Source organism: Streptomyces bluensis (assembly GCF_014650715.1).
Lineage (GTDB): Bacteria > Actinomycetota > Actinomycetes > Streptomycetales > Streptomycetaceae > Streptomyces > Streptomyces bluensis.
The window spans coordinates 186783-210149 of the sequence record NZ_BMVM01000006.1; the positions used below are offsets into that span (position 1 = coordinate 186783).

Here is a 23367-nt window from a genome sequence, read left to right on the forward strand (position 1 = left end):
TGTGCATGGAACACGACGGCCAACTCAAGCTCTATACGGCAGTCGCGGACCGACTCAAGGAAGCGCACGCAAGGGTGCGCGCATCGCAAGTCCCGGAGGGCGTACGGATGGCGCTGACCCGGAAGCTGCTGGTCATTACGGCCGTGGCCAAGCACGACATCGCCGACGCGGCAAGGCGTCTGGAGATCTTCATGAACGACCTCGACGAGGGCCGGATCCCCGAAGAGGACCGCTGAGGAACTCCGTGACCGTCCGAGTCCGCTGCGGCACAAGGGTGCATTAGCCCGTTTCGTGTTTGATTTGCGGTATATATCTGCCTAACGTGCGAAAAAGCTTGAACTGTTTCGTTCTGGCAATGTCTCCGAAGGGGAAGACGTGAACAAGGCGCAGCTCGTAGAAGCGATTGCGGACAAGCTCGGTGGCCGCCAGCAGGCCGCCGACGCGGTCGACGCCGTACTGGACGCCATCGTCCGCGCGACGGTCGCGGGTGAACGGGTCTCGGTCACCGGTTTCGGTTCGTTCGAGAAGGTTGATCGTCCGGCCCGTTACGCCCGCAACCCGCAGACGGGTGAGCGGGTTCGGGTCAAGAAGACCTCGGTGCCCCGCTTCCGCGCTGGTCAGGGTTTCAAGGACCTGGTGAGCGGTACGAAGAAGCTGCCGCGCGGTGGCGAGGTTGCGGTGAAGAAGGCGCCCAAGGGCAGCTTGACCGGCGGTGTTTCGGCGGTCAAGAAGGCCGCGGCGAAGAAGACCACCGCGAAGAAGGCGGCGGCGAAGAAGGCGCCCGCCAAGAAGGTCACGCCCGCCGCCAAGAAGGCCGCGGCGAAGAAGGCACCCGCGAAGAAGACCACGGCCGCCGCGAAGAAGACGGCGGCGAAGAAGACCACCGCCAAGAAGGCGACGGCGAAGAAGGCCCCGGCGAAGAAGGCGACGGCCAAGAAGGCACCCGCAAAGAAGGCGACGGCACGCAAGACCACCGCCAAGAAGGCCACCACCCGCAGGTAAGCCGGGACGCAGACAACCACGCGCCGGGCCGGACTCCCACAGGGAGCCCGGCCCGCGGCGTTTCCTGGACCTCCGAGTCTCCGAGTCTCCGGGGCTGGGGCGTTGGTCACGCCCCGCAGGCCCTTCCGGCGGGGCGGACTCAGAAGGTCTGCAGCGTCACCAGGGTGATCCGGCGGGTCTCGCCGTCTCCCTCGGTTTCGATGCGTACGCGCTGGCCGGGGCGCAGCAGCCGCAGGCCGCCCGCGTCGAATGCCGCGGCGTCGAACGGCACGGGCGTGCCGTCGTCGAGCAGCACCTGGCCGCTGCGGGTCTCGGGGTCGTACGTGTATGCGGTCGCCTGCATGATGCGCAGCCTACTGTCCGGGCATCAGGAGCCGCGCGGCCGCGGCGGCCGTACGGGGACCCACGCCCAGGGCCAGCGCCGCCCGCAGGTCCTCGCCGGTGTCCACGTCCTGGCGTACGGAGTCCACCGCGTCGAGGGCGAGCTCCACGGCTCCCGAGGCGCGGTGGCGGCTGCGGGAACCGGTGCCGAACGCCGGGAGCAATTCCGCACCGGGCGCCGCGGCCAGCAGAGTCGTCCCCATTGCGGCGGCGTCCGCGAGGAAAGCGCGCGGGAATTCCGCGGCTGCCTCCAGGACCCGGGCCAATTCCGCGGGACGCAATGCCGGAAGATCGGCGTTCAGGGCCGCCACGGGCCGCTCGCGCCGCGGCGTGCGGACGACCGCCTCCCCGTGCGCCAGAGCGGCGTTCAGGCCCGCTCCCGGGATGTCGGGAACGATCCGGGCTCCCAGCGCGGCCAGCTCACGGCCCGCGAGGCGGTCGTCGGTGACGACTGCCACATCCCGGACGGCGGGACAGGACAGCGCCGCGGCCACCGTGTCCTGCGCGAACGCGAGCGCCAGCCCTGGGCGCACCGCGTCGCCGGCGGTGTCCGAGAGCCTGCTCTTCGCGTGCGCCAGCGGCTTCAGGGGCACGACCAGGGTCCACTGCACGAGCGCTCCGCTCCTCCGCCGCCGGGGCCTTCGCCCGTTGATTGCCGCGGCCATTCTCACCCGGCCCTCAAAGTGCCGTGCTCTGGTGCTCCGACCCTCGGGGCGTACGGTGTTCTCGACAGACCGTCGGCTTGGGGTCACACTTGTGCGGCTCCCCGGGCCCCTGGCCCCAGGTCCTAGAGGAAGGTGTCCGCGTGTCCCGCCGCAGAATCGGCTTCTGGTACCGCTTCGCAGCGGTCCTCTGCAAACCGCCGCTGGTGGTTCTGCTCAAGCGGGACTGGCGTGGAATGGAGAACATTCCGGCTGACGGCGGATTTATCACCGTGGTGAACCACAATTCCCACGTGGACCCCGTCGCGTACGGGCACTTTCAGTACAACACCGGGCGCGTTCCGCGATTCCTCGCGAAGAGCGAACTCTTCAAGAAGGGATTCGTGGGCGCCGCGATGCGCGGCACCGGACAGATCCCCGTCTACCGCGAGAGCAGCGACGCGCTGAGCGCCTTCCGCGCCGCGATCGAGGCCGTGGAGCGCGGGGAATGCGTCGCGTTCTACCCCGAGGGCACCCTCACCCGCGACCCCGGCCTGTGGCCCATGACCGGCAAGACGGGAGCCGCACGGGTCGCCCTGCAGACCAGATGCCCGGTGATCCCGGTGGCCCAGTGGGGCGCCAACCAGCTGCTGCCGCCGTACGCCAAGAAGCCCAACATCCTTCCGCGCAAGACCCATCACGTGCTGGCGGGCCCGCCGGTGGACCTCTCGCGCTTCTACGGCCAGGAGATGACCCCGGAGCTCCTGAAGGAGGCCACCGAGGTCATCATGGCCGCCATCACCGCGCAACTTGAGACCATCCGCGGTGAGAAGGCGCCCGCGACGCCGTACGACCCGAAGCTGGTGCGCATCGAGCAGCGCCGCCGGGCCACGCACACGGACGGGGCCGAGCAGCAGCACGCCCTGGGCAAGCAGGGACAGGAAGAGGGGCAGAGCACGTGAGCAAGCCGGTCAAGGCGGCCGTCTTCGGCACCGGTTCGTGGGGCACGGCCTTCGGGATGGTGCTCGCCGACGCGGGGTGCGACGTCGTCCTGTGGGGACGGCGCACGGAACTCGCGGACGCGGTCAACTCCACCCGGACCAACGCCGACTACCTGCCCGGCGTCGAGCTCCCGGCGAACCTCAGGGCCACCACGGACCCCGCCGAGGCCGCCGCCTACGCCGACCTCACCGTCCTCGCCGTCCCCTCGCAGACCCTGCGCGGCAACCTCGCCGAATGGGCGCCCCTGCTGGCCCCGCACACGGTCCTCGTCTCCCTCATGAAGGGCGTCGAACTCGGTTCCGCCATGCGGATGAGCGAGGTCATCGAGGATGTCGCCAAGGTCGGCCAGGACCGCGTCGCCGTGGTCTCCGGGCCCAACCTCGCCCGCGAGATCGCCGCGCGCATGCCCGCCGCCTCCGTGGTCGCCTGCACCGACGAGAGCGTCGCCCAGCGCATCCAGGCCGCCTGCCACACGCCGTACTTCCGCCCGTACACCAACACCGACGTGGTCGGCTGCGAGCTCGGCGGCGCCGTGAAGAACGTCATCGGCCTCGCCGTCGGCATCGCGGACGGCATGGGCCTCGGCGACAACGCCAAGGGCTCGCTCATCACGCGTGGACTCGCCGAGACCACCCGGCTGGGCCTGGTGATGGGCGCCGACCCGCTGACGTTCTCCGGACTGGCCGGGCTCGGCGACCTGGTGGCCACCTGCTCCTCGCCCCTGTCCCGCAACCACACCTTCGGCACCAACCTCGGCAAGGGCATGACCCTCCAGGAGACCATCGCGGTCACCCGGCAGACCGCCGAGGGCGTCAAGTCCTGTGAGTCCGTCCTGGACTTGGCGCGCCGCCACGGCGTCGACATGCCCATCACCGAGACCGTCGTCGGCATCGTCCACGAGGGCAAGCCGCCCGTCGTCGCCCTCAAGGAACTGATGTCGCGCAGCGCCAAGGCGGAACGCAACTGAGGCGTGACGCCGGGCGGCCAGGGCCCAAGCCCTGGCCGCGCGTCCCTTCGGCTCACTCGCGGGGCGGGGGACGCTGACTTGCCACCTACCTCCGGGTACGCTCAACCCGATATGAGCACCGAGAACCTCCCCCAGAGCCCTGGCCAGCCGCCCCGCAAGCCGCGTGTGGCCGTCGTCTTCGGCGGCCGCAGCTCCGAGCACGGGATCTCCATGGTCACCGCCGGCGCCGTCCTGAGCGCCATCGACCGGACGAAGTACGACGTCCTGCCGATCGGCATCACCCGGGACGGCCGCTGGGTGCTCACGGCGGACGAGCCGGAACGCATGGCGATCGTCGACCGGCGCCCGCCGGACGTCGAGCAGCTCGCCGAGTCCGCCGAGGGCGGTGTGATCCTCCCCGTCGACCCGGCCAACCGCGAAGTCGTCTACAGCGAGCCCGGATCGGTCCCGAAGGCGCTGGGCGAGGTCGACGTCGTCTTCCCCGTGCTGCACGGCCCGTACGGCGAGGACGGCACCCTCCAGGGGCTGCTGGAGCTCTCCGGGGTCCCGTACGTCGGCTCGGGCGTCCTCGCCTCGGCCGTCGGCCAGGACAAGGAGTACATGAAGCGGGTGTTCACCTCCTTCGGGCTCAAGGTGGGCCCGTACGTGGTGATCCGGCCGCGTGAGTGGCAGCGCGACGAGTCCGCCGCCCGCAGGAAGATCATCGACTTCGCGGGCGAGCACGGCTGGCCGCTGTTCGTGAAGCCCGCGCGCGCGGGGTCCTCGATCGGCATCACCAAGGTCGACGACCTGTCCGGCCTGGACGAGGCGATCGCGGTGGCCCAGCAGCACGACCCGAAGATCCTCGTCGAGGCGGCGGTGCGCGGCCGCGAGATCGAGTGCGGGGTCCTGGAGTTCGAGGACGGCCCGCGCGCCTCGGTGCCCGCCGAGATCCCGCCGCCCGACGCCCACGCGTACTACGACTTCGAGGCCAAGTACATCGACTCGACCCCCGGCATCGTGCCCGCCCCTCTCACCGACGAGCAGACGGCCGAGGTCCGGCGTCTCGCGGTGGACGCCTTCGAGGCAGCCTCCTGTGAGGGCCTGGTCCGTGCGGACTTCTTCCTCACCGAGGACGGCGAGTTCGTGATCAACGAGATCAACACGCTGCCCGGTTTCACACCGATCTCCATGTACCCGCAGATGTGGCAGGCGAGCGGGATCAGCTACCCGGAGCTGGTGGACCGGCTGGTGCAGGCGGCGTTGCGGAGGTCCACCGGCCTGCGGTGAGTCGCGCCCCGAAGCGGCGCGGGGCCGTTCCGGTGTGCGGCTCCGCCGCGCGGGAGCGACCAGCGATCAGTCGGCGATGCCTTCCGGTATCGCCTTCTTGATCGCCTCGGCCAGGTCGATGAGCGCACCCGAGCTGTCGCGCCCCTTCGCCACGGTGACCTCCACGTACGCGGTGCGGTTCGCGCAGGTGAAGCGGTACGAGTCGTCGTCCCGCTTCTCCATCAGCCAGTCCACCCCGTTCACGCCCCCGGCCACCGCGTCCGGGTCGCTGCCCTTCGCCACCTCGGGGTCGGTCATCTTCGCGGGCCGCTCGACACCGCAGCGCAGTATGATCGCCGAGCCTCCCCAGCCAGCGGTCAGCGCCGACCGGGGCTCGGGATCCTCGCGGCTCAGGCCGTCCACCTTGTCCGGCAGCGTCCCGTCCAGGTTCCGGCACAGCCCGGCGGCCTTCGCGCCCGGGCGGGGAACCGCGGTCGGGTCGCCGGCGTCGCTGGAGGAACAGCCCGCGGTGACGATCAGCAGGGCCAGGAGGGGCGACCCGACAAGGACGCGGTGCCGCGGACGGAAGATGTTCACCGGCCACAGGGTAGACGGGGGCTAGAGGTGCACGACCGGGCAGGTCAGGGTGCGGGTGAGACCGTCCACTTGCTGGACCTTGGCGACCACCATGCGACCGAGATCATCGACGGTGTCGGCCTGTGCGCGCACGATCACGTCATACGGTCCTGTCACGTCCTCGGCCTGGATGACCCCAGGAATCTTGCTGATCGTCTCGGCGACGGTCGACGCCTTGCCGACCTCCGTCTGGATCAGGATGTACGCCTGTACCACGGAACCTCCAGGGCGGCCACGAGGATCATGTGGGGAAAAGGAACGCCACGGTATCGCGTCGCCGCTCAACTCGGGGAGACCCGTGGGCCCTGTGGCGCGCGCTCCGGGGTGCGCGCGGGACACTGGTTGACGGTCGGCTCGACCGTACCGATCGACGATCGACGTGACGGTCGAATCGACCGTACCGAGGACCACGACGGCCCGCGACCGGGCGAGGGCCGGAAAACGGGCCAGAGAAGGGGACGTACGACGATGCTGTGCCATTCCGGGGACCACCGTACCCACGTGCGGCTGCGCCGCGGGCCGGACCTCGGGCCGAAGAGCGGGTCGGCTGGAGCGACGATCGTTGAAAGGGCCAGGTGAGGGTCGGTGAAGGGGACCGTGGGCGAGCTCGGGGAGTTCGGGCTCATCAGGGAGCTCACCTCGCGGCTCACCACCACCCCGGCGGTCCGGGTGGGCCCCGGCGACGACGCCGCGGTGGTGGCCGCGCCCGACCGGAGGGTCGTGGCGAGCACCGACATCCTCCTGGAGGGGCGGCACTTCCGCCGCGACTGGTCCACGGCGTACGACGTCGGGCGCAAGGCGGCGGCGCAGAACCTCGCCGACATCGCGGCCATGGGTGCCGTGCCGACCGCGCTGCTGCTCGGGCTGGTCGTCCCCGCGGAGCTCCCGGCCACCTGGCCGTCGGAGCTGATGGACGGGCTGCGCGACGAGTGCCAGGTCGCGGGCGCGGCCGTGGTCGGCGGTGATGTCGTACGCGGCGACACGATCATGGTCTCGATCACCGCGCTCGGCGATCTGCGCAACCACGAGCCCGTGACCCGGGCCGGCGCGCAGCCGGGAGACGTGGTCGCCGTGACCGGCTGGCTCGGCTGGTCCGCCGCCGGGCACGCGGTGCTGTCGCGCGGGTTCCGCTCGCCGCGGGCCTTCGTGGAGGCGCACCGGCGCCCCGAGCCGCCGTACCACGCGGGGCCCGCGGCGGCCGGTCTCGGCGCGACCGCGATGTGCGACGTGAGCGACGGACTGATCGCCGATCTGGGCCACATCGCGGAGGCGAGCAAGGTCAGGATCGATGTCCGTTCGGGCGCGATCGACATCCCGACCCAGATGAACGACATCGGTCAGGCCGTCGGCGTCGACCCCATCCAGTGGGTGCTGACCGGGGGAGAGGACCACGCGATCGTGGCGACCTTCCCACCGGACGTGAAGCTGCCCGCCCGCTGGAAGGTGATCGGCGAGGTACTGAACCCGTCGGCGCTGCCCCAGGTGACCGTCGACGGGGCGCCCTGGACGAACAAGGGCGGCTGGGACCACTTCGGGACCCTGGAGCCATGAGCGCCCCCCGTGACCTGCCGCGCGTGCTGACGGTCGCGGGGTCCGACTCCGGTGGCGGGGCCGGGATCCAGGCCGACCTGAAGACGATGCTCGCGCTGGGCGCGCACGGCATGAGCGTGATCACGGCCGTCACCGCCCAGAACTCCCTCGGCGTCCAGGGCGCCTGGGAACTGCCCGTGGAGGCGGTACGGGCGCAGTACCGCGGCGTCGTCGACGACATCGGCGTGAGCGCGGTCAAGACGGGCATGCTGGCCTCGGCAGAACTCGTCGAGGCGGTGGCCGAGTTGATCGGCGGTACGGACGCGCCGGCCGTCGTCGACCCGGTGGGGGTGTCGAAGCACGGGGACTCCCTGCTGGCGGCATCCGCGCTGGACTCGGTGCGCACGAAGCTGCTGCCGGTCGCGACGGTGGCCACGCCGAACCTGGACGAGGTCGCCCAACTCACGGGCGTCCGGGTCGAGTCGGAGGACGGTCTCAGGCGGGCCGCGGCGGCCGTCCTGGCGTACGGGCCGGCGTGGGTGCTGATCAAGGGCGGCCATTTGCCCGTGGAGGCGGAGGCAGTGGATCTGCTGACCGACGGCTCCGCCGAGTACTGGCTGCGCGCCCCCCGGCACGACAACCGGCACACTCACGGCACGGGGTGCACGCTGGCGTCGGCGATCGCCTGCGGGCTGGCGAAGGGGGAGAGCGTGCCGGACGCGGTGGCGGCGGCCAAGGAGTACGTGACCGGGGCGATCGCCGCCGGGTTCGCGCTCGGGCACGGGATCGGGCCGGTGGATCACGGATGGCGGTTCAGGGCCGGGGCGTAGCACCGCTGGCGCCTCCGGCACGGGGGCTTCGGATGCGGGCCTCGGACGCAGGGCCTCGGACGCAGGGCTTCAGAGGCAGGGCTTCAGACGCGGCAAAAAGCCGGTCCACACTCCGGTGGACCGGCTCCGTGCAGCGAACCAGCAGTGGCCGCGCGCTCGGGGCCCCCTGCTCGGGCGGACCCGAGAGTTTGGGGGATGTACGTCAGCGCGAGACCTTGCCGGCCTTGATGCACGAGGTGCAAGCGTTCACGCGCTTCGGCGTCCCGCCGACCACGGTACGCACACGCTGGATGTTCGGGTTCCAGCGACGGGGCGTACGGCGGTGCGAGTGCGAGATGTTGTTGCCGAAGCCCGGCCCCTTGCCGCAGACGTCGCAGTTGGCAGCCACCGGTCACTCCAAAGACTTCAGATGCACTTACGGTTGATCCCGGCATGCCGGGATCAAGATCCGCGATCGATCAAGATCCACGATCGGAGATCCGAGTGGCGTTGCCAGGGGAAGGCCCGATCAGGATCGGGCAACCGGAGCAGCATACAACGACTGCTCCCGTGGACCGAAACTACCATGGCTGGTCCGAGGGCCGCTCCCGGCCCTCTTCCTGCTCACACCGCCCTTGGGTCTACGCTGCGTCCCACGTCCAGCAGCTCGTCTAGGAGGCGCAGGTGCCGCAGGTGCCGCAGACATTGGATGCTCTCGCGGTGCGTACCTGGTGCGGGCTCGCGCTGGAGGCGCTGGGACGGGCCCGCGAGGAGATCGACGCGATCAACGTCTACCCGGTGGCCGACGGCGACACCGGGACGAACCTGTACCTGACCGTGGAGTCGGCCGTGGCGGCGGTCGAGGCGGTGTTCGCGGGGCACGAGGCGGCAGGTCACGGGTCGGACGACGGCTCGGACGGCCACGGGCCGGGGGACGGCGTGATGAAACCCGCGCTCGCCGAGGTCGTCCGGGCCATGGCGCACGGCGCGCTGATCGGGGCCCGGGGAAACTCGGGAACGATCCTCGCGCAGCTGCTGCGGGGCATGGCCCAGGTGCTGGCCTCCGACGGTGAGGCCGCACACACCGACGGCCCGTCCCTGCGGGTCGCGCTGCGGCACGCGGCCGACTCCGCGCGCGAGGCGGTCGCGCACCCCGTCGAGGGCACCGTCCTCTCGGTCGCCGACGCGGCGGCCGATGCCGCGACCGGGGCGGAGGGGGACTGCGGGGCGGTCGCCCGGGCGGCGTACGAGGGCGCGCGGGCGGCCCTCGCGGCGACCCCGGGGCAACTGGCCGTCCTGGAACGCGCGGGGGTCGTGGACGCCGGCGGGCGCGGGCTGGTGACGGTCCTGGCGGCGCTGGTGCAGACGCTGACGGGGGAGGCGCCGAAGCACGGAACCGTGCCGTCGGCGGCCCCGGTACAGGCACCGGCCCCGGCACTCGCCGTGGGGACGGCGGTCCCGGAGCCGGCGGCCGTGCACGCGCGCGTACCCGTCGACGCGTGCGAGGAGGGCGGGCCCGCCTACGAGGTGATCTACCTGCTGGAGGCGGGCGACGCGGCCGTGGCCCGGCTCAAGGAGCGGCTGGACGCGCTGGGGGACTCGCTCGTCGTGGTCGGCGGGGACGGGCTGTGGAACGTCCATGTGCACGTCGACGACGCCGGCGCCGCCGTGGAGGCGGGTGTCGAGGCCGGGCGGCCGTACCGGATCAGGATCACGCACTTCGCGTCTGGGGACGCGCACATGGCGGGCGCCGGGCGTCCGCCGCGCGAGCGGGCCCCGCGCGCGGTGGTGGCGGTGGTACCGGGGGAGGGGCTGGCCGGGCTGTACGCCGAGGCCGGGGCGACAACGGTTCTGGCCCGCCCCGGGGAGCCGCCCGCCAGCGGGGAACTGGTGGAGGCCGTACGGCGTGCCCACGCGCGCGAGGTGGTGCTGCTGCCGAACGACGCGGAGCTGCGGCACACGGCTGCCGCGGCGGCCGAGCAGGCGCGTGCGGAGGGCGTCCGTGTGGCCCTGATCCCCACCCGGTCCGCGGTCCAGGGCATCGCCGCGCTCGCCGTCCACGAGCCGGACCGCCGCTTCGACGAGGACGTCGTCTCCATGACGTCCGCGGCGGGTGCCACCCGCTACGCCGAGGTCGTCATCGCCGAGCGGGAGTCCTGGACCATGGCGGGCATCTGCCAGGCCGGCGACGTCCTCGGACTCATCGACGGCGACGTCGCCGTCATCGGCTCCGATGTCACGGCGACCGCGGAATCGGTCCTCAACCGCATGCTGGCCGCGGGTGGGGAGATGGTCACGCTGGTGCTGGGCGACGAGGCCCCGGCGACGATCGTGGACCACCTGGAGTCCCGGGTACGGGAGTCGTACCTGGCGGTGGACACCGTGGTGTACCGGGGCGGGCGGCAGGGGGCGCTGTTGCTGATCGGCGTGGAGTAGCGCCCCGCCGCCCCTGCCCATTCCCGTCCAGCCCCTCCGGCGTTTGAGGAGCGGGGGTCCAGGGGGCGGAGCCCCCTTGGCGGGGTCGAAGGGGCGGAGCCCCCGGGGATGGGACGGGTAGGGGCGGCGGGGGCGAAACCAACCAACAGAACCCCCACCCACCGTCAGCCCTCCCCCCGCACCTCCATCAGCTCCAGCATCCGCTCGGCCTCCGTACGACGCGCCTGAGCCGTATCGCCCGACACCCCCTCGTACGCCGCCAACACCCCCCGCGCCCGCACCGCCGCATCCCCCGGCCGCTGAAGATCCGCCTCAAGCCGGCCGGCCGCCAACTCGGCACCGGTACGCGCATCGAGGCCGGCCTCACCGAGCGCACCGTACGCGTCGATCGCCCGCGCCAGATGCCCCAGCGCCTCCTCGAACGCCGGCCGGCCCGCGTCGGCTTCCGCGTCCTCCGCCACCGAACGGGCCACCAGCTCCCCGAACTGCCGACAGGACTGTCCGAGTTCGGCGAGCATCTGCCGGTGGGCCTCCCGACCGTCGTCGGAGCCGTCGGAGCCGTCGGAGCCGTCGGAGCCGTCGGAGCCGTCGGAGCCGACGAGCGGCCCGGCACCCAGCACCGTCTCGCACTCCACGACCGCCTCCGCCATCAACTCCCGCGCCCGGTCGAGCCCTTCCTCGCCGCTCCCGCGCACCACGAGCCAGGCCCGCGCGCGCAGGGCACGGACCAGGCCATGGACGTTGCCGAGATCGCGCCACAGGTCCCCGGCACGCGCGAACGCCTGCTCGGCCTCCGTCGGCAACCCCGCCTGCCCCAGCGCCTCCGCGGCGAGGTGCGCGAGCATGGCGTGGTCGCGCTGCTCGGGCCAGTGCCGGGCGATCTCGGCGGCCTGCAACCAGTGCTCGGCGGCATCCCGGTGCTCCCCGAGCTCGGTGAGGCAGTCGCCGAGCCACCACCGCGTCTGCACGATCGCCCCGTCGCCGTGGGCCTCGGCGGTGAGGTCAGGGAGCGCCGACTCCAGCACCTCGGCGGCCTCGGCCCACCGCCCCTGCCGCAGCAGGAAGCCACCGAGCTGGTGCCGTGCCCACGCGCCGAAAGTCCGCGCCTCACCGGCCTCGTCGGCCCAGTGCGCCGCCTGAAGCGCGTGCTCCGCCGCAGGCGCGAACTCTCCGCTCTCGCCCAGCACTTCGGCCAGCTGGAGGTGCAGCTGGGCGTGACCCATCGGCTCCAGGTAGGGCGCTCCGTGCTCCAGCGCCGCGCGTGCCGCCCGCTCGGCCTCCTCCAGGTCGCCGAGATGCCGTGCGGCTCTCGTGAGCCGTGCCTCCTGCTCCACCGCGAACCACGGCAGTCCGGCCGCCACGTACGCCGCGGCGGACCGTGCGAGCAGCTCCGCCGCGGCCTCGGTGTCCCCACCGCGTGCGGCCAGCTCGCCGAGCATGCCCAGGGCCTCGGCGGCCCGCGAGGCCAGGCGCACGTCCGCGGTATGCGGCTCGGCGAGGGCCAGCAGCTCCCGTACGGCTTCCCCGGCGGCCGCCAGGGCCTCCGCGGCATCCTCGCCCTGGGCCTCGCCCAGCCGTTGCATGAGGATGCGTGCGCGTCCCACCAGCACCGACGCCATCTGCCGTACTCCGGTGCCGCCCTCCGCGAAGAGCGCGAGGATCTTCTCGTACGGCTCGGAGATCAGGGCGAGGGCGGCGTCCGTCCGCCCTGTGAAGGCGTGGACGGACGCTCTGCGCGCGTGGGCGGCCAGTGCCTCCCCCTGGTCGCCCGCCTCCTCGTACAGCTCGGCCGCGCGCACGAAGAGGTCCAGTCCCTCGGGGCCGAGCGCGATCGCCTGATGGTCGGCGATCTCCGCCCGGTCGTACGGGTCCAGCACCGCGTCCTCGGCCTCAGCGGCCCGCGCCACCGCGGCCCACGCCTCGACGGCGTCGGGGTGCACGGTCTCGGCGAGCCGCCGTGCCTCGGCGAGGAGGGCGGGCAGATCCGGGGGCGTGTCCGGTGCGGCGGGCTCCACGGGAGCCTGCGGCCGGGGCGACGGCACCGGTATCTGCCGCCTCGCGCGCACGCCCAACGGCAGGCGCTCCACCAGCGGCCGCTGGTCCATGCGCTCCGTGGTGCGCGCGCTCACGTACGGGGTGCCGTTGCGCTCGTCGAAGCGGGCGGCCAGCGAAAGGGCCTCCCCGCGCGCGTGGACGGCCAGTTCCCCCGCCGTCCAGGCACGCCCCGCGGGACCGGGGACCGTCTGACCGCCCAACCCACGCGCCACGAGGCGGTCCATCAGGAGGGCCACGACCGCCATGAAGTCCAGCTTGCTGCGCGGGTCCCCGCCGTCCGTGAAGTACGCGGAGCGCTCGGCCAGCAACTCCAGGCCACGCGCCTCGTTGCCGGACAGGGCGCAGAACTCCACATGGTCCGCGTAGGCGCCCCGCATGCTCTCCATGGCCCGTACGAGCCGGAAACCGCGCAGATGGTGGGCGCGGGCCTCGTCGAGGCGGCCCAGGCGCAGCAGCGGCAGAAGGGAGGCCGCGAGAACCGTGTGCGGCTCGTGGGCGCACGTGTACTCGCCCTCCAGCACCGGCGCCCACAGTTCCAGGGCCCGGTCGTCGTCGTTCCGCAGCGCCTGCCACCAGCCCTGCCCGTGCAGCTCGCAGGCGTGACAGTCGGCCATGCCGTCCCGGTCGGCGGCCAGCCACGCCCCGTACGCCCGCTCGGCCCGCTCCACATCGCCGACGTGCGCGGCAACGCTGAACTCGGCGCTGCGCACGGCCCGTTCGGAGTGCCCGGCCAGGCGGTAGCGGCGCTCCATCTCGCCGAGCCACTTCTCGATGGAGGCGAGCGGGATGTGCGGCTGGTTCAGCATGCCGGCCGACATCCACTTGAAGACCCAGTGCAGGGAATGGGTCTCGTACTCGTCGAAGTCCTCCGGGCGCTCGTCCCACATGCGCAGCAGGCGCGCGAACGGTACGAACATCTTGTCCTTCTCGGAGCTGTAGTTGTAGACCTTCAGCTGGTGCCCGAGCGCCTCGATCACGGCGAGCGGGATGTTCAGCTTCTCGGCCTGCGTGAGCAGGTGCTCCGCGCGCGCGTTGCGGGCGGGGCCCTCCGGCTGCTCGTAGTTCTCCGCCATCGCGTGCCGCAGCTCGTCGAAGGAAGTGATCTCGGTGAACCCGCTGAACCCGCTCATCGGCGGCCCTCCTCCCCGGACTCGGTGTGCGTGGCCCACTCCAGGAGTCCGATGAACGCACGGTTCAGGAGCGCGGAGTCCGCGGGCCTGAGCGGGCGCTGCGCCATCAGCAGGGCCTGCCCGTAGAGGGACTCCGTGGCGGTGCCGATCAGCTCCGGATCGTTCAGCGAGCTGATCCTCCGGATCAGCGGGTTGAGATGGTTGAGCACCAGCCGCGCGCGTGGGGCACTGCCCCGCAGGGAGCCGAGGATGCCCGCCCACAGGTCGTCGGCCTGCTCCTCGGCCTCCGCGCGCGCCTGCTCGTGCCGGGCCGCCCGGTCGTCCAGGTGCAGCGCGGGCACGGAGAGCGGATGGAAGGCCCGGAGCACCACATCACACCCCAAGGGGTCGAGCCTGCCCCGCGCGGCCGACAGGAAGCCCGCCAGGGCCAGCTCCTCGGCCGCGTCCACGGCGTCCAGGTGCGCGGTCACCGTGTCGGCGTCCAGCTCGGCGACCACCGTCCCCGGGCGCACCGACGGCAGCGCCTCGACCAGTTCGCTGTCGTACGTGTAGCCGCCGTTGACGACGCCGACGCCCTGCGCCGAGGCGATCGGCGCGACCTGCCGGTACTCCTCCACCGTCCGCGTGAAGTGCACCACCGGGTGCCGCTGCGCGAACTCCTCCAGGGACAGCCGCCCGTCCGTCGTCTCGAACGGCAGCCATGACAGCATCGTGCGCAGCATCTCCTTGTCGTGCCGTGCCAGGGACTTCACGCCCAGGTGGTGCACCGACAGGAAGGCCGCCAGCCGCTCCGGATCACCCGCGGCGAGCCCGGTCAGCCAGGAACGGATCCTTTCCCCCAGGGCCTCCCGCACGCCCGCGAGGGTCTCGTCCTCGTACAGCGACTCCCGCGACGCCGTGGGCCGCAGGCTGTCCGTGTCGAGGACGCACCGCACGAAGAACGCCCAGTCGGGCAGCAGCTGTTCGGCCCGCTCGGTGAGCAGCATGCCCTTCAGGTGCACACGGTGGCCGGCGCGCTGGGCGGGGCTCACCGCGGACGGCAGCACGTACGCCACGCCCCGGATCCCGGCCAGCGGCACGTCCAGCTCGATCGAGTCCAGCGGCGTGAACCCGAACAGTTCGTGGCAGTGCCGCGCCAGGGCCACCCTCCGGGTGGCGGGCGACGGGTACGCGCGGTCCCAGGGCGCCGGCAGGTCGGTGACCGCCTCGTCGCCCACGCGCACGTCGTACGGCAGCAGCGACCCGAAGTCCCGCGCCAGGGACAGGACCCGCTCCTGGCTCAGCCAGTCGGTCGCGCCGGGCCGCGCCACCAGGTGCACGGTCGTGCCCGGCTCGGTGCGGGCGTCCGGCGGCAGCGTGCGCACGGTGTACGAGCCGTCGTCGGTCGCCGTCCACTCCACGGGCGCCGCGTCGGGCGTACGGGCACTGCGGCTGACGACCCGGATGCGCTCCGCGACGACGAAACACGCCAGCAACCCGATGCCGAACTGGCCCAGGAAGTCGGAGCGCGCCGCCTGAAGGCCGTCGGCGTCGGCCCGCTTGGAGCTGCGGCCGATCGTCGCCAGCAGGTTGTGCACGTCCGCCTCGGTGAGGCCCACGCCGGAGTCCTCCACGCGCAGGGAGCCGCCGTCCGTGTACAGCCGCACTCGGGCGGGTGCGTCGGGCTGCTCGGCGCGCCGGGCGGTGATGGCGTCCACGGCGTTCTGCAGCAGCTCGCGCAGGTAGACCTTCGGACTGGAGTACAGGTGATGGGAGAGCAGGTCCACCAGACCACGCAGGTCGACCTGGAACGTATGAGGTGTGTGAGGTGACTGAGGTGCCTGGGATGACTGTGAGGTCTGGGAATCCATCGTCACAGCGCCGCGGGTGGGGGACGTTCGACGGCGCGGGGTCGGGCGGTCCCGGTGGGGCGGTGACCGCGAAAGGAGGCCGGAAGTGGGTCATCCTAGGGCGCGAACTACCCGTCTGACCAGCGGATTTCCAAGACGTATACGGCTTTGTCAGAGCCGTGGTGTGCAATGGATCTCGTGCCCCCACTGCGAGAACCCCTGGACCAGCCGCTGAGGTCGGTGCTCGGCCCCGCCACCGCGAAGGTGATGGCCGAGCACCTCGGCCTGCACACCGTGGGAGACCTGCTCCACCACTATCCCCGCAGGTACGAGGAGCGCGGGCAGCTCACCCACCTCGCCGACCTGCCCATGGACGAGCACGTCACGGTGGTCGCCCAGGTCGCCGACGCCCGCCTGCACTCGTTCGCCTCGGCGAAGGCCCCACGCGGCAAGGGCCAGCGCCTCGAAGTGACGATCACGGACGGCAGCGGCCGCCTCCAGCTGGTCTTCTTCGGCAATGGCGTGCACAAGCCCCACAAGGAACTCCTGCCCGGCACCCGCGCCCTGTTCGCCGGCAAGGTCTCGGTCTTCAACCGCCGCCTGCAACTGGCCCACCCGGCGTACGAGCTGCTGCGCGGCGACACCGGCGACGCGGCGCAGGCCATCGACAGCTGGGCCGGCGCGCTCATCCCGATCTACCCGGCCACCGCCAGGCTGGAGTCCTGGAAGATCGCCAAAGCCGTCCAGACGGTCCTGTCGAGCGCCCGGGAGGCGATCGACCCGCTGCCGGAGTCGCTGCGGGAGGGACGGGGCCTCGTCTCCCTTCCCGAAGCGCTCCTGAAGATCCACCAGCCGCACAGCAAGGCGGACTTCCACGCCGCCCGCGACCGCCTCAAGTGGGACGAGGCCTTCGTCCTCCAGGTCGCCCTCGCCCGCCGCCGCCACGCCGACGCCCAACTCCCGGCCGTGGCCCGCACCCCCCGCCCGGACGGCCTCCTCACCGCCTTCGACGCCCGCCTCCCCTTCACCCTCACCGACGGCCAGCGGAAGGTCTCAGGGGAGATCTTCGACGACCTCGCCACCGAGCACCCGATGCACCGGCTGCTCCAGGGGGAGGTCGGGTCAGGCAAGGCCCAACCGATGGACTCCTTGGTCCTGACACCCACAGGTTTTCTGCGGATGGGCGACGTGCGGCTCGGCGACGAGGTGATCGTGCCCACCGGCGAGATCGCCCTCGTGGACGGGGTGTTTCCGCAGGGAGAGCGTGACGTGTGGCGCATCGTTCTCTCCGACGGAAGTTCCGTGGAGTGCGATGATGAGCACCTTTGGATCGTCGGCACCAGTTGCGGATGGCATCGCGGTCAGGAACCCAAAGTGATGACCACGCGGGAAATCCGCCACGACCTCTACAAGGCCAATGGATCATCGAAGTGGTATATCCCCTCGGCGACCCCAGTCGACCTCGGAGGCGACTCGGCGCTGCCTCTTGATCCCTATCTGTTCGGTCTCCTGCTGGGAGACGGCTCGTTTCGCCACAACCTGCGGGTGTCCACGGTCGATGCAGAAATTCATGATGCCGTGGCGGCGTCTGTGGCCCCGGACTGCCGCCTCGTGCCCGTGACCGGATCGCGCTGTGACTACACGATTCAGCTGACACATCGCTCGGGTGGCGCACGCAATCCCATCATCGAGACCCTGCGCGACCTGGAGCTATGGGGTGTGACGTCCCATGGCAAGTTCATCCCCGACAAGTTCAAAAACACGTCGATCAAGAATCGCCTCGCGTTGCTGCAGGGCCTCTTGGACACCGACGGCACCGTTGATCAAAACGGAATGAGCATCTCGCTCTGCTCGGCCTCGCTCAGGCTCGCGGAGGATGTCGCGTGGCTTGTGCGTTCACTCGGCGGCCGCGCGCGCGTACTACCGAAGAAGGCCGCCTTCAACGTCTCGGTGTCCCTTCCCGGCGAACACCCCCCATTTCGGCTGACCCGCAAGGCAGAACGGATCCGTGTCCGGCCGAAGTACAACACGTTCCGGCGGGGAATCCGCGACGTCGAATACGTGGGGCGCAAGCCTGTTCAGTGCATCAGCGTCGCCCACCCGAGCCACGCCTACGTCACCGACCACTTCGCGGTGACCCACAACACGATGGTGGCCCTGCGCGCCATGCTCGCCGTCGTCGACACCGGAGGGCAGGCCGCCATGCTCGCGCCCACCGAAGTGCTCGCCCAGCAGCACCACCGGTCGGTCACGGAGATGATGGGAGAGCTGGCCGAGGGAGGCATGCTGGGCGGTGCCGAGCACGCCACCAAGGTCGTCCTGCTCACCGGCTCCATGGGTGCCGCGGCCCGCCGCCAGGCGCTGCTCGACCTCGCCACGGGGGAGGCGGGGATCGTCATCGGCACCCACGCGCTGATCGAGGACAAGGTGCAGTTCCACGACCTCGGGCTGGTCGTCGTCGACGAGCAGCACCGGTTCGGGGTGGAGCAGCGCGACGCCCTGCGCGGCAAGGGCAAACAGCCGCCGCACCTGCTCGTCATGACCGCCACCCCCATCCCGCGCACGGTCGCGATGACCGTCTTCGGGGACCTGGAGACCTCCGTCCTCGACCAACTCCCGGCCGGACGCTCCCCGATCGCCAGCCATGTCGTACCGGCCGCCGACAAACCGCACTTCCTCGCGCGCGCGTGGGAGCGGGTGCGGGAGGAAGTGGGGAACGGACACCAGGCGTACGTCGTCTGCCCCCGCATCGGCGACGAGGAGGACGACGGCAAGAAGAGCGGCCGCAAGAAGTCCCCCGAGGACGAGGCCGAGAAGCGCCCGCCCCTCGCCGTCCTGGACATCGCCGACCAGCTCGCCGCAGGCCCTCTGCGGGGGCTGGGAGTCGAGGTCCTGCACGGGCGTATGCAGCCCGACGACAAGGACGCCGTGATGCGGCGCTTCGCGGCGGGCGAGACCGACGTCCTGGTGGCGACCACCGTGATCGAGGTCGGCGTGAACGTCCCGAACGCCACCGTGATGGTGATCATGGACGCCGACCGGTTCGGCGTCTCCCAGCTCCATCAGCTCCGTGGCCGTGTCGGCCGTGGCTCGGCCCCCGGCCTCTGTCTCCTGGTCACCGAGATGCCCGAGGCCAGCGCGGCCCGCCAGCGCCTGAACGCCGTGGCGTCCACCCTGGACGGCTTCGAGCTCTCCCGCATCGACCTCGAACAGCGCCGCGAGGGCGACGTCCTCGGCCAGGCCCAGTCCGGCGCCCGCACCTCGCTGCGCATGCTCGCCGTCATCGAGGACGAGGAGATCATCGCGGAGGCCCGGGAGGAAGCCGCGGCGGTCGTGGCCGCCGACCCGGACCTGGAGCACCTTCCCGGGCTGCGCACAGCGCTGGACGCGCTCCTGGACGAGGAGAGGGAGCAGTATTTGGACAAGGGCTGAGGCGCGAGGAACCCAAACGCACCCGTAGTCGCCAACGGACCCGCAGCCGCCCGTGCCACAGGGCACCCCGCCACCGGCACCCCGGCCTGCCAGACTGGACCGCAACCATTCCCCCACACAAGGACCCGAGATGACCCGCGTGATCGCCGGCGCAGCCGGCGGACGCCGCCTGACCGTCCCGCAGGGAACCGGCACCCGCCCCACCTCCGACCGCGCGCGCGAGGGACTGTTCTCCACCTGGCAGTCCCTGCTCGGCGGCCCGCTCGACGGCGAGCGCGTCCTCGACCTGTACGCCGGCTCCGGCGCCGTGGGTCTGGAGGCACTCAGCCGTGGTGCGGGCCACGCCCTGCTCGTCGAGGCCGACGCCCGAGCCGTCCGCACGGTCCGCGGCAACGTGAAGGCACTGGGCCTCCCGGGCGCCGAGGTCAGAGCGGGCAAAGCGGAGCAGATCGTCCACACGCCGGCCCCGCCGGTGCCGTACGACATCGTCTTCCTCGACCCCCCGTACGCGGTCACGGACGACGATCTTCGCGAGATTCTGCTCACACTCCGTACCGGGGGCTGGCTCGTTGCCGAGGCCCTCGTCACCGTGGAGCGCAGCACCAGAGGCGGTGAATTCCGGTGGCCGGACGGCTTCGAGGCGATCCGGGCCCGTCGCTACGGCGAAGGGACGCTTTGGTACGGTCGCGCCGCCTCTATGTGCGAAGACGCACGATGACCGGATCAGAGAGCGAGGAACCCACGTTGCGCCGCGCCGTCTGTCCCGGGTCGTTCGACCCCATCACCAACGGACACCTCGACATCATCGCCCGCGCCTCCAAGCTGTACGACGTCGTGCACGTCGCCGTGATGATCAACAAGTCCAAGCAGGGTCTGTTCACCGTCGACGAGCGGATCGACCTGATCCGCCAGGTCACCGCCGAGTACGGAAACGTCGAGGTCGAGGCTTTCCACGGCCTCCTCGTCGACTTCTGCAAGCAGCGCGACATCCCCGCCATCGTCAAGGGGCTGCGCGCGGTCAGCGACTTCGACTACGAGTTGCAGATGGCCCAGATGAACAACGGCCTCTCGGGCGTGGAGACCCTCTTCGTGCCCACCAACCCCACCTACAGCTTCCTGTCCTCCTCTCTGGTCAAGGAGGTCGCGGCCTGGGGCGGCGACGTCTCGCACCTGGTGCCGCCGGTGGTCCTGGAAGCACTGCACGAGCGCCTCCGGAAGGACTGAGCACAGGACGAAACACCGTGTACGGCGCGCACCCCGGACCCCGCCGCGTGACCTGACGGCCCGTCACCCGGTGTCGGGTGGGGCACGGGTGGCCGTACAGTCGACCCGTCCGTCTCCAACAACGCTGTAGAGAGTGGCGAGCACACGGTGGACGTGCAGAAGAAGCTCGACGAGATCGTCGCCGCGGTCTCCAGTGCCAGGGCCCTGCCCATGTCGGCCTCGTGCGTGGTCAACCGCGCCGACCTGCTCTCGATGCTCGACGAGCTGCGCGAGGCCCTGCCCGGCTCCCTCGCCCAGGCCCAGGAACTGATCGGCGACCGTGAACAGATGGTCGAGCGGGCCCGGCAGGAAGCCGAGCGGATCATCGAGACCGCACACGCCGAGCGCGGTTCCCTGATCTCCGACACCGAGGTCGCCCGCCGCTCCCAGAACGAGGCCGACCGCATCCTCGCCGAGGCCCGCCAGGAGGCCGAGGAGATCCGCGCGGAGGCCGACGACTACGTCGACTCCAAGCTCGCCAACTTCGAGGTCGTCCTCACCAAGACCCTCGGCTCCGTCGGCCGCGGCCGTGAGAAGCTCCTCGGCACCGGCCCCGGCACCGATGAGAACGGCTACCAGGACGAGGACGCCCCCGAGCGCAGCCACGACCCCGAGACCCTGCGCAAGGACGCGGACGCGTACGTGGACGCCAAACTGGGGGCCTTCGAGGCGGTCCTCGCCAAGACCCTGGAGGCCGTCGGCCGCGGCCGCGAGAAGCTGCACGGCCGCATCGCCAGCGACGACCTCGGCGCCCTCGCCCTGAACGACGACGGCGCACCGGTGCAGCACACCAGCGACGCCGACTACCTCGCCGGACTGGCCGCCCTGGCGGACACCCCGGAGCCCGCCCGGACCCCCGAGATCCCGGCCCAGCCCCAGTACGCCCAGCAGGACGCCTACGCGTACCAGCAGCAGGACCAGTACGGCTACCAGCAGCAGTACGCCCAGCAGGCCGATCCGTACGGCTACCAGCAGGCCGACCCGTACGCCGCCTACCCGCCCCAGCCCCCGTACGACCCGTCCCAGAGCCAGCAGGGACATCAGGGGCACCAAGGGCATCAGGACCAACAGGGATACGCGCAGCCCCAGTCGAACGCCCTCGACGAGACAAGTCTCTTCGACACCACCATGATCAGCGCGGAGCAGCTGCGCCGCTACGAGCAGGGCCGCTGACAGCGGATTGGGCCCTGAGCGAAAGGTCCAGTATCCTGGCTCTTCGGTCGCGTCTACGTCCGCGATCAAAGCTGCCCGGAACACCGCAGGGCAGCGTCCTCCCGAGTTTCGAAGACCGAAAGCAGAAATGGCCCTGAACGCCCGCCTCGACCACCGCAAACCCCTCGTGTTCGACACGCACGAGCTGGGTCGCCGGCCGGGTGCGCTGCAGCGCCTGACCCGCGCGGTCGACGCTCCCAAGGACTTCGGTGTCCAGGGGGTCATCGGAGTGCCGGAAGGCGCCCCGGTGAAGCTCGAACTCCGCCTGGAGTCGGTCATGGAAGGGGTGCTCGTCACGGGCACCGCCGGTGCACGGGCCACGGGGGAGTGCGTAAGGTGTCTGGAGCCGCTGGAGCTGGCGCTCGAAGCGGACTTCCAGGAGATGTTCTCGTACCCCGACGCCGACGAGCGGGGCCGCGTGATCGCGGAGCCCGACACCGACGCCGAGGACGACGAGGACAGGCTCTTCATCGAGGACGGCCTGTTCGACCTCGAACCCGTGCTGCGTGACGCGGTGGTGCTTGCCCTGCCGATGCAGCCGGTGTGCCAGGACGACTGCCCCGGCCTGTGCTCCGAGTGCGGAGCCCGGCTCGCGGACGACCCGGACCACCACCATGACGCCGTCGACATCCGTTGGGCGGCACTGCAGGGACTCGCCGACACCATGAAGGACGGCGAGAAGGACGAGATGAGCGGCGGCGCGCCTCGATCAGCACGCGCCGACGAGAAGCAGGAGAAGTAGCCGTGGCTGTTCCGAAGCGGAAGATGTCGCGCAGCAACACGCGCCACCGCCGGTCGCAGTGGAAGGCTGCGGTCCCCACCCTGGTTGCGTGCGAGCGCTGCCACGAGCCCAAGCAGCAGCACATCGCGTGCCCGTCGTGCGGCACCTACAACAAGCGCCAGGTCCTCGAAGTCTGAACGGCCGGTGAGAGGTCTGATGTCTGACGCCAAGGCGGACTCGAACGCCAGGAAGAAGACGGACAACACAGCCTCGTCCCACACGCTTCTGGAAGGGCGGCTCGGTTACAAGGTCGAGTCCGCCCTTCTGGTGCGCGCGCTGACCCACCGTTCCTACGCGTACGAGAACGGCGGTCTGCCCACCAACGAGCGCCTGGAGTTCCTCGGGGACTCCGTGCTCGGCCTGGTGGTCACGGACACGCTGTACCGCACCCACCCCGACCTGCCCGAGGGCCAGCTGGCCAAGCTGCGGGCCGCGGTGGTCAACTCGCGTGCGCTGGCGGAGGTGGGCCGCGGCCTCGACCTCGGCTCCTTCATCCGGCTCGGCCGGGGCGAGGAAGGCACGGGCGGCCGGGACAAGGCGTCCATCCTCGCCGACACCCTCGAAGCGGTGATCGGCGCGGTGTACCTCGACCAGGGGCTCGACTCGGCGGCGGAGCTGGTGCACCGCCTGTTCGACCCACTGATCGAGAAGTCGTCGAATCTCGGAGCCGGCCTGGACTGGAAGACCAGTCTCCAGGAGCTCACCGCGACCGAGGGGCTCGGCGTGCCCGAGTACCTGGTCACGGAGACCGGCCCCGACCATGAGAAGACCTTTACTGCTGCCGCCCGCGTCGGAGGCGTCTCGTACGGCACCGGCACCGGCCGCAGCAAGAAGGAAGCGGAGCAGCAGGCGGCGGAATCCGCCTGGCGTGCGATCCGCTCCGCGGTGGACGAGCGAGCCAAGGCGGCCGAGGAGGCCGCCGAGCGCGGGGAGAACCCGGAAGTCGCGTCCGCCTGAAACGTTCACTCCCGAGCGCCCGTCCCTCCCCGGGGCGGGCGCTCGGCCCGTACGGG

General features: G+C 71.3%; 22 protein-coding genes. 15 read left to right on the forward strand and 7 right to left on the reverse strand.

Features of this window, described 5'->3' with window-relative positions; genetic code table 11:
* Positions 1-5: 5 nt before the first annotated feature.
* Both IE262_RS17750 and IE262_RS17755 read left to right on the forward strand, forming a co-directional pair.
* The gene (locus tag IE262_RS17750; protein ID WP_134036366.1) at positions 6-236 is read left to right on the forward strand and encodes an SCO5555 family protein; all 231 of its coding nucleotides are present in this window, start codon (positions 6-8) and stop codon (positions 234-236) included.
* A 139-nt stretch (positions 237-375) separates the two neighbouring features.
* Positions 376-1002: an HU family DNA-binding protein gene (locus tag IE262_RS17755; protein ID WP_134036370.1), complete on the forward strand. Its 627-nt coding sequence runs from the start codon at positions 376-378 to the stop codon at positions 1000-1002.
* Between the two features lie 139 nt (positions 1003-1141).
* Here IE262_RS17755 and IE262_RS17760 read toward each other — a convergent pair whose 3' ends face one another.
* A complete protein-coding gene (locus IE262_RS17760) occupies positions 1142-1345 on the reverse strand; it encodes a hypothetical protein (protein WP_134036373.1) in 204 nt (67 codons plus the stop codon).
* Positions 1346-1355: 10 nt separating this feature from the next.
* Positions 1356-1994, reverse strand: coding sequence for a 2-phospho-L-lactate guanylyltransferase (gene cofC, locus IE262_RS17765; protein ID WP_134036377.1), 639 nt, complete (start codon positions 1992-1994; stop codon positions 1356-1358).
* 194 nt (positions 1995-2188) lie between these two features.
* On the opposite strand from cofC, the gene IE262_RS17770 reads away from it, so the two are divergent.
* The 3 genes from IE262_RS17770 (at position 2189) to IE262_RS17780 (ending at position 5262) form a co-directional block, all read left to right on the forward strand.
* Positions 2189-2986, forward strand: coding sequence for a lysophospholipid acyltransferase family protein (locus tag IE262_RS17770; RefSeq protein WP_134036380.1), 798 nt, complete (start codon positions 2189-2191; stop codon positions 2984-2986).
* Positions 2983-3993, forward strand: coding sequence for an NAD(P)H-dependent glycerol-3-phosphate dehydrogenase (locus IE262_RS17775; protein WP_189874777.1), 1011 nt, complete (start codon positions 2983-2985; stop codon positions 3991-3993). The genes IE262_RS17770 and IE262_RS17775 overlap by 4 nt, the downstream gene beginning before the upstream one ends.
* Positions 3994-4104: 111 nt before the next feature.
* The gene (locus tag IE262_RS17780; RefSeq protein WP_134036386.1) at positions 4105-5262 is read left to right on the forward strand and encodes a D-alanine--D-alanine ligase family protein; all 1158 of its coding nucleotides are present in this window, start codon (positions 4105-4107) and stop codon (positions 5260-5262) included.
* 66 nt (positions 5263-5328) lie between these two features.
* Here IE262_RS17780 and IE262_RS17785 read toward each other — a convergent pair whose 3' ends face one another.
* A complete protein-coding gene (locus IE262_RS17785) occupies positions 5329-5838 on the reverse strand; it encodes a DUF3515 domain-containing protein (RefSeq protein ID WP_134036389.1) in 510 nt (169 codons plus the stop codon).
* A gap of 21 nt (positions 5839-5859) precedes the next feature.
* Complete coding sequence (locus IE262_RS17790; protein ID WP_131558369.1) at positions 5860-6093, reverse strand: Lrp/AsnC family transcriptional regulator; 234 nt, start codon at positions 6091-6093, stop codon at positions 5860-5862.
* 369 nt (positions 6094-6462) lie between these two features.
* On the opposite strand from IE262_RS17790, the gene IE262_RS17795 reads away from it, so the two are divergent.
* Both IE262_RS17795 and thiD read left to right on the forward strand, forming a co-directional pair.
* On the forward strand, positions 6463-7428 hold the full coding sequence (locus tag IE262_RS17795; RefSeq protein WP_134036392.1) for a thiamine-phosphate kinase: 966 nt from the start codon (positions 6463-6465) through the stop codon (positions 7426-7428).
* On the forward strand, positions 7425-8237 hold the full coding sequence (thiD, locus tag IE262_RS17800; RefSeq protein ID WP_189874779.1) for a bifunctional hydroxymethylpyrimidine kinase/phosphomethylpyrimidine kinase: 813 nt from the start codon (positions 7425-7427) through the stop codon (positions 8235-8237). The genes IE262_RS17795 and thiD overlap by 4 nt, the downstream gene beginning before the upstream one ends.
* A gap of 202 nt (positions 8238-8439) precedes the next feature.
* On the opposite strand, the gene rpmB is transcribed toward thiD, so the two are convergent.
* Positions 8440-8625, reverse strand: a complete 186-nt coding sequence (rpmB, locus tag IE262_RS17805; RefSeq protein ID WP_004924906.1) for a 50S ribosomal protein L28 — start codon at positions 8623-8625, stop codon at positions 8440-8442.
* 275 nt (positions 8626-8900) lie between these two features.
* Here rpmB and fakA point away from each other — a divergent pair, with 275 nt between their 5' ends.
* Positions 8901-10652 (forward strand): DAK2 domain-containing protein, encoded by a 1752-nt coding sequence (gene fakA, locus IE262_RS17810; protein WP_189874781.1) that lies wholly within the window; start codon positions 8901-8903, stop codon positions 10650-10652.
* A 164-nt stretch (positions 10653-10816) separates the two neighbouring features.
* Here fakA and IE262_RS17815 read toward each other — a convergent pair whose 3' ends face one another.
* Positions 10817-13837: a tetratricopeptide repeat protein gene (locus IE262_RS17815; RefSeq protein WP_189874783.1), complete on the reverse strand. Its 3021-nt coding sequence runs from the start codon at positions 13835-13837 to the stop codon at positions 10817-10819.
* Positions 13834-15687, reverse strand: coding sequence for an HSP90 family protein (locus IE262_RS17820; protein ID WP_189874785.1), 1854 nt, complete (start codon positions 15685-15687; stop codon positions 13834-13836). The genes IE262_RS17815 and IE262_RS17820 overlap by 4 nt, the downstream gene beginning before the upstream one ends.
* A 168-nt stretch (positions 15688-15855) precedes the next feature.
* Between IE262_RS17820 and IE262_RS17825 the strand changes: the two genes are divergently transcribed.
* The 7 genes from IE262_RS17825 to rnc all read left to right on the forward strand — a co-directional run bounded on the left by IE262_RS17825 (position 15856) and on the right by rnc (position 23311).
* The gene (locus tag IE262_RS17825; protein WP_189874787.1) at positions 15856-19098 is read left to right on the forward strand and encodes a helicase-related protein; all 3243 of its coding nucleotides are present in this window, start codon (positions 15856-15858) and stop codon (positions 19096-19098) included.
* A 130-nt stretch (positions 19099-19228) separates the two neighbouring features.
* Positions 19229-19816 (forward strand): 16S rRNA (guanine(966)-N(2))-methyltransferase RsmD, encoded by a 588-nt coding sequence (gene rsmD / locus IE262_RS17830; RefSeq protein WP_134036410.1) that lies wholly within the window; start codon positions 19229-19231, stop codon positions 19814-19816.
* Positions 19817-19842: 26 nt separating this feature from the next.
* Positions 19843-20322, forward strand: a complete 480-nt coding sequence (gene coaD, locus IE262_RS17835) for a pantetheine-phosphate adenylyltransferase (RefSeq protein ID WP_189875016.1) — start codon at positions 19843-19845, stop codon at positions 20320-20322.
* A gap of 147 nt (positions 20323-20469) precedes the next feature.
* Positions 20470-21534 (forward strand): F0F1 ATP synthase subunit B, encoded by a 1065-nt coding sequence (locus tag IE262_RS17840; RefSeq protein ID WP_189874789.1) that lies wholly within the window; start codon positions 20470-20472, stop codon positions 21532-21534.
* Between the two features lie 127 nt (positions 21535-21661).
* Positions 21662-22315, forward strand: a complete 654-nt coding sequence (locus IE262_RS17845; protein ID WP_189874791.1) for a YceD family protein — start codon at positions 21662-21664, stop codon at positions 22313-22315.
* Between the two features lie 2 nt (positions 22316-22317).
* Positions 22318-22491 carry a 50S ribosomal protein L32 gene (gene rpmF / locus IE262_RS17850; RefSeq protein ID WP_003951102.1) on the forward strand — a complete coding sequence of 58 codons (174 nt, stop codon included), beginning with the start codon at positions 22318-22320 and terminating at the stop codon, positions 22489-22491.
* A 19-nt stretch (positions 22492-22510) separates the two neighbouring features.
* The gene (gene rnc, locus IE262_RS17855; protein ID WP_134036421.1) at positions 22511-23311 is read left to right on the forward strand and encodes a ribonuclease III; all 801 of its coding nucleotides are present in this window, start codon (positions 22511-22513) and stop codon (positions 23309-23311) included.
* The last annotated feature ends 56 nt before the right edge of the window (positions 23312-23367 follow it).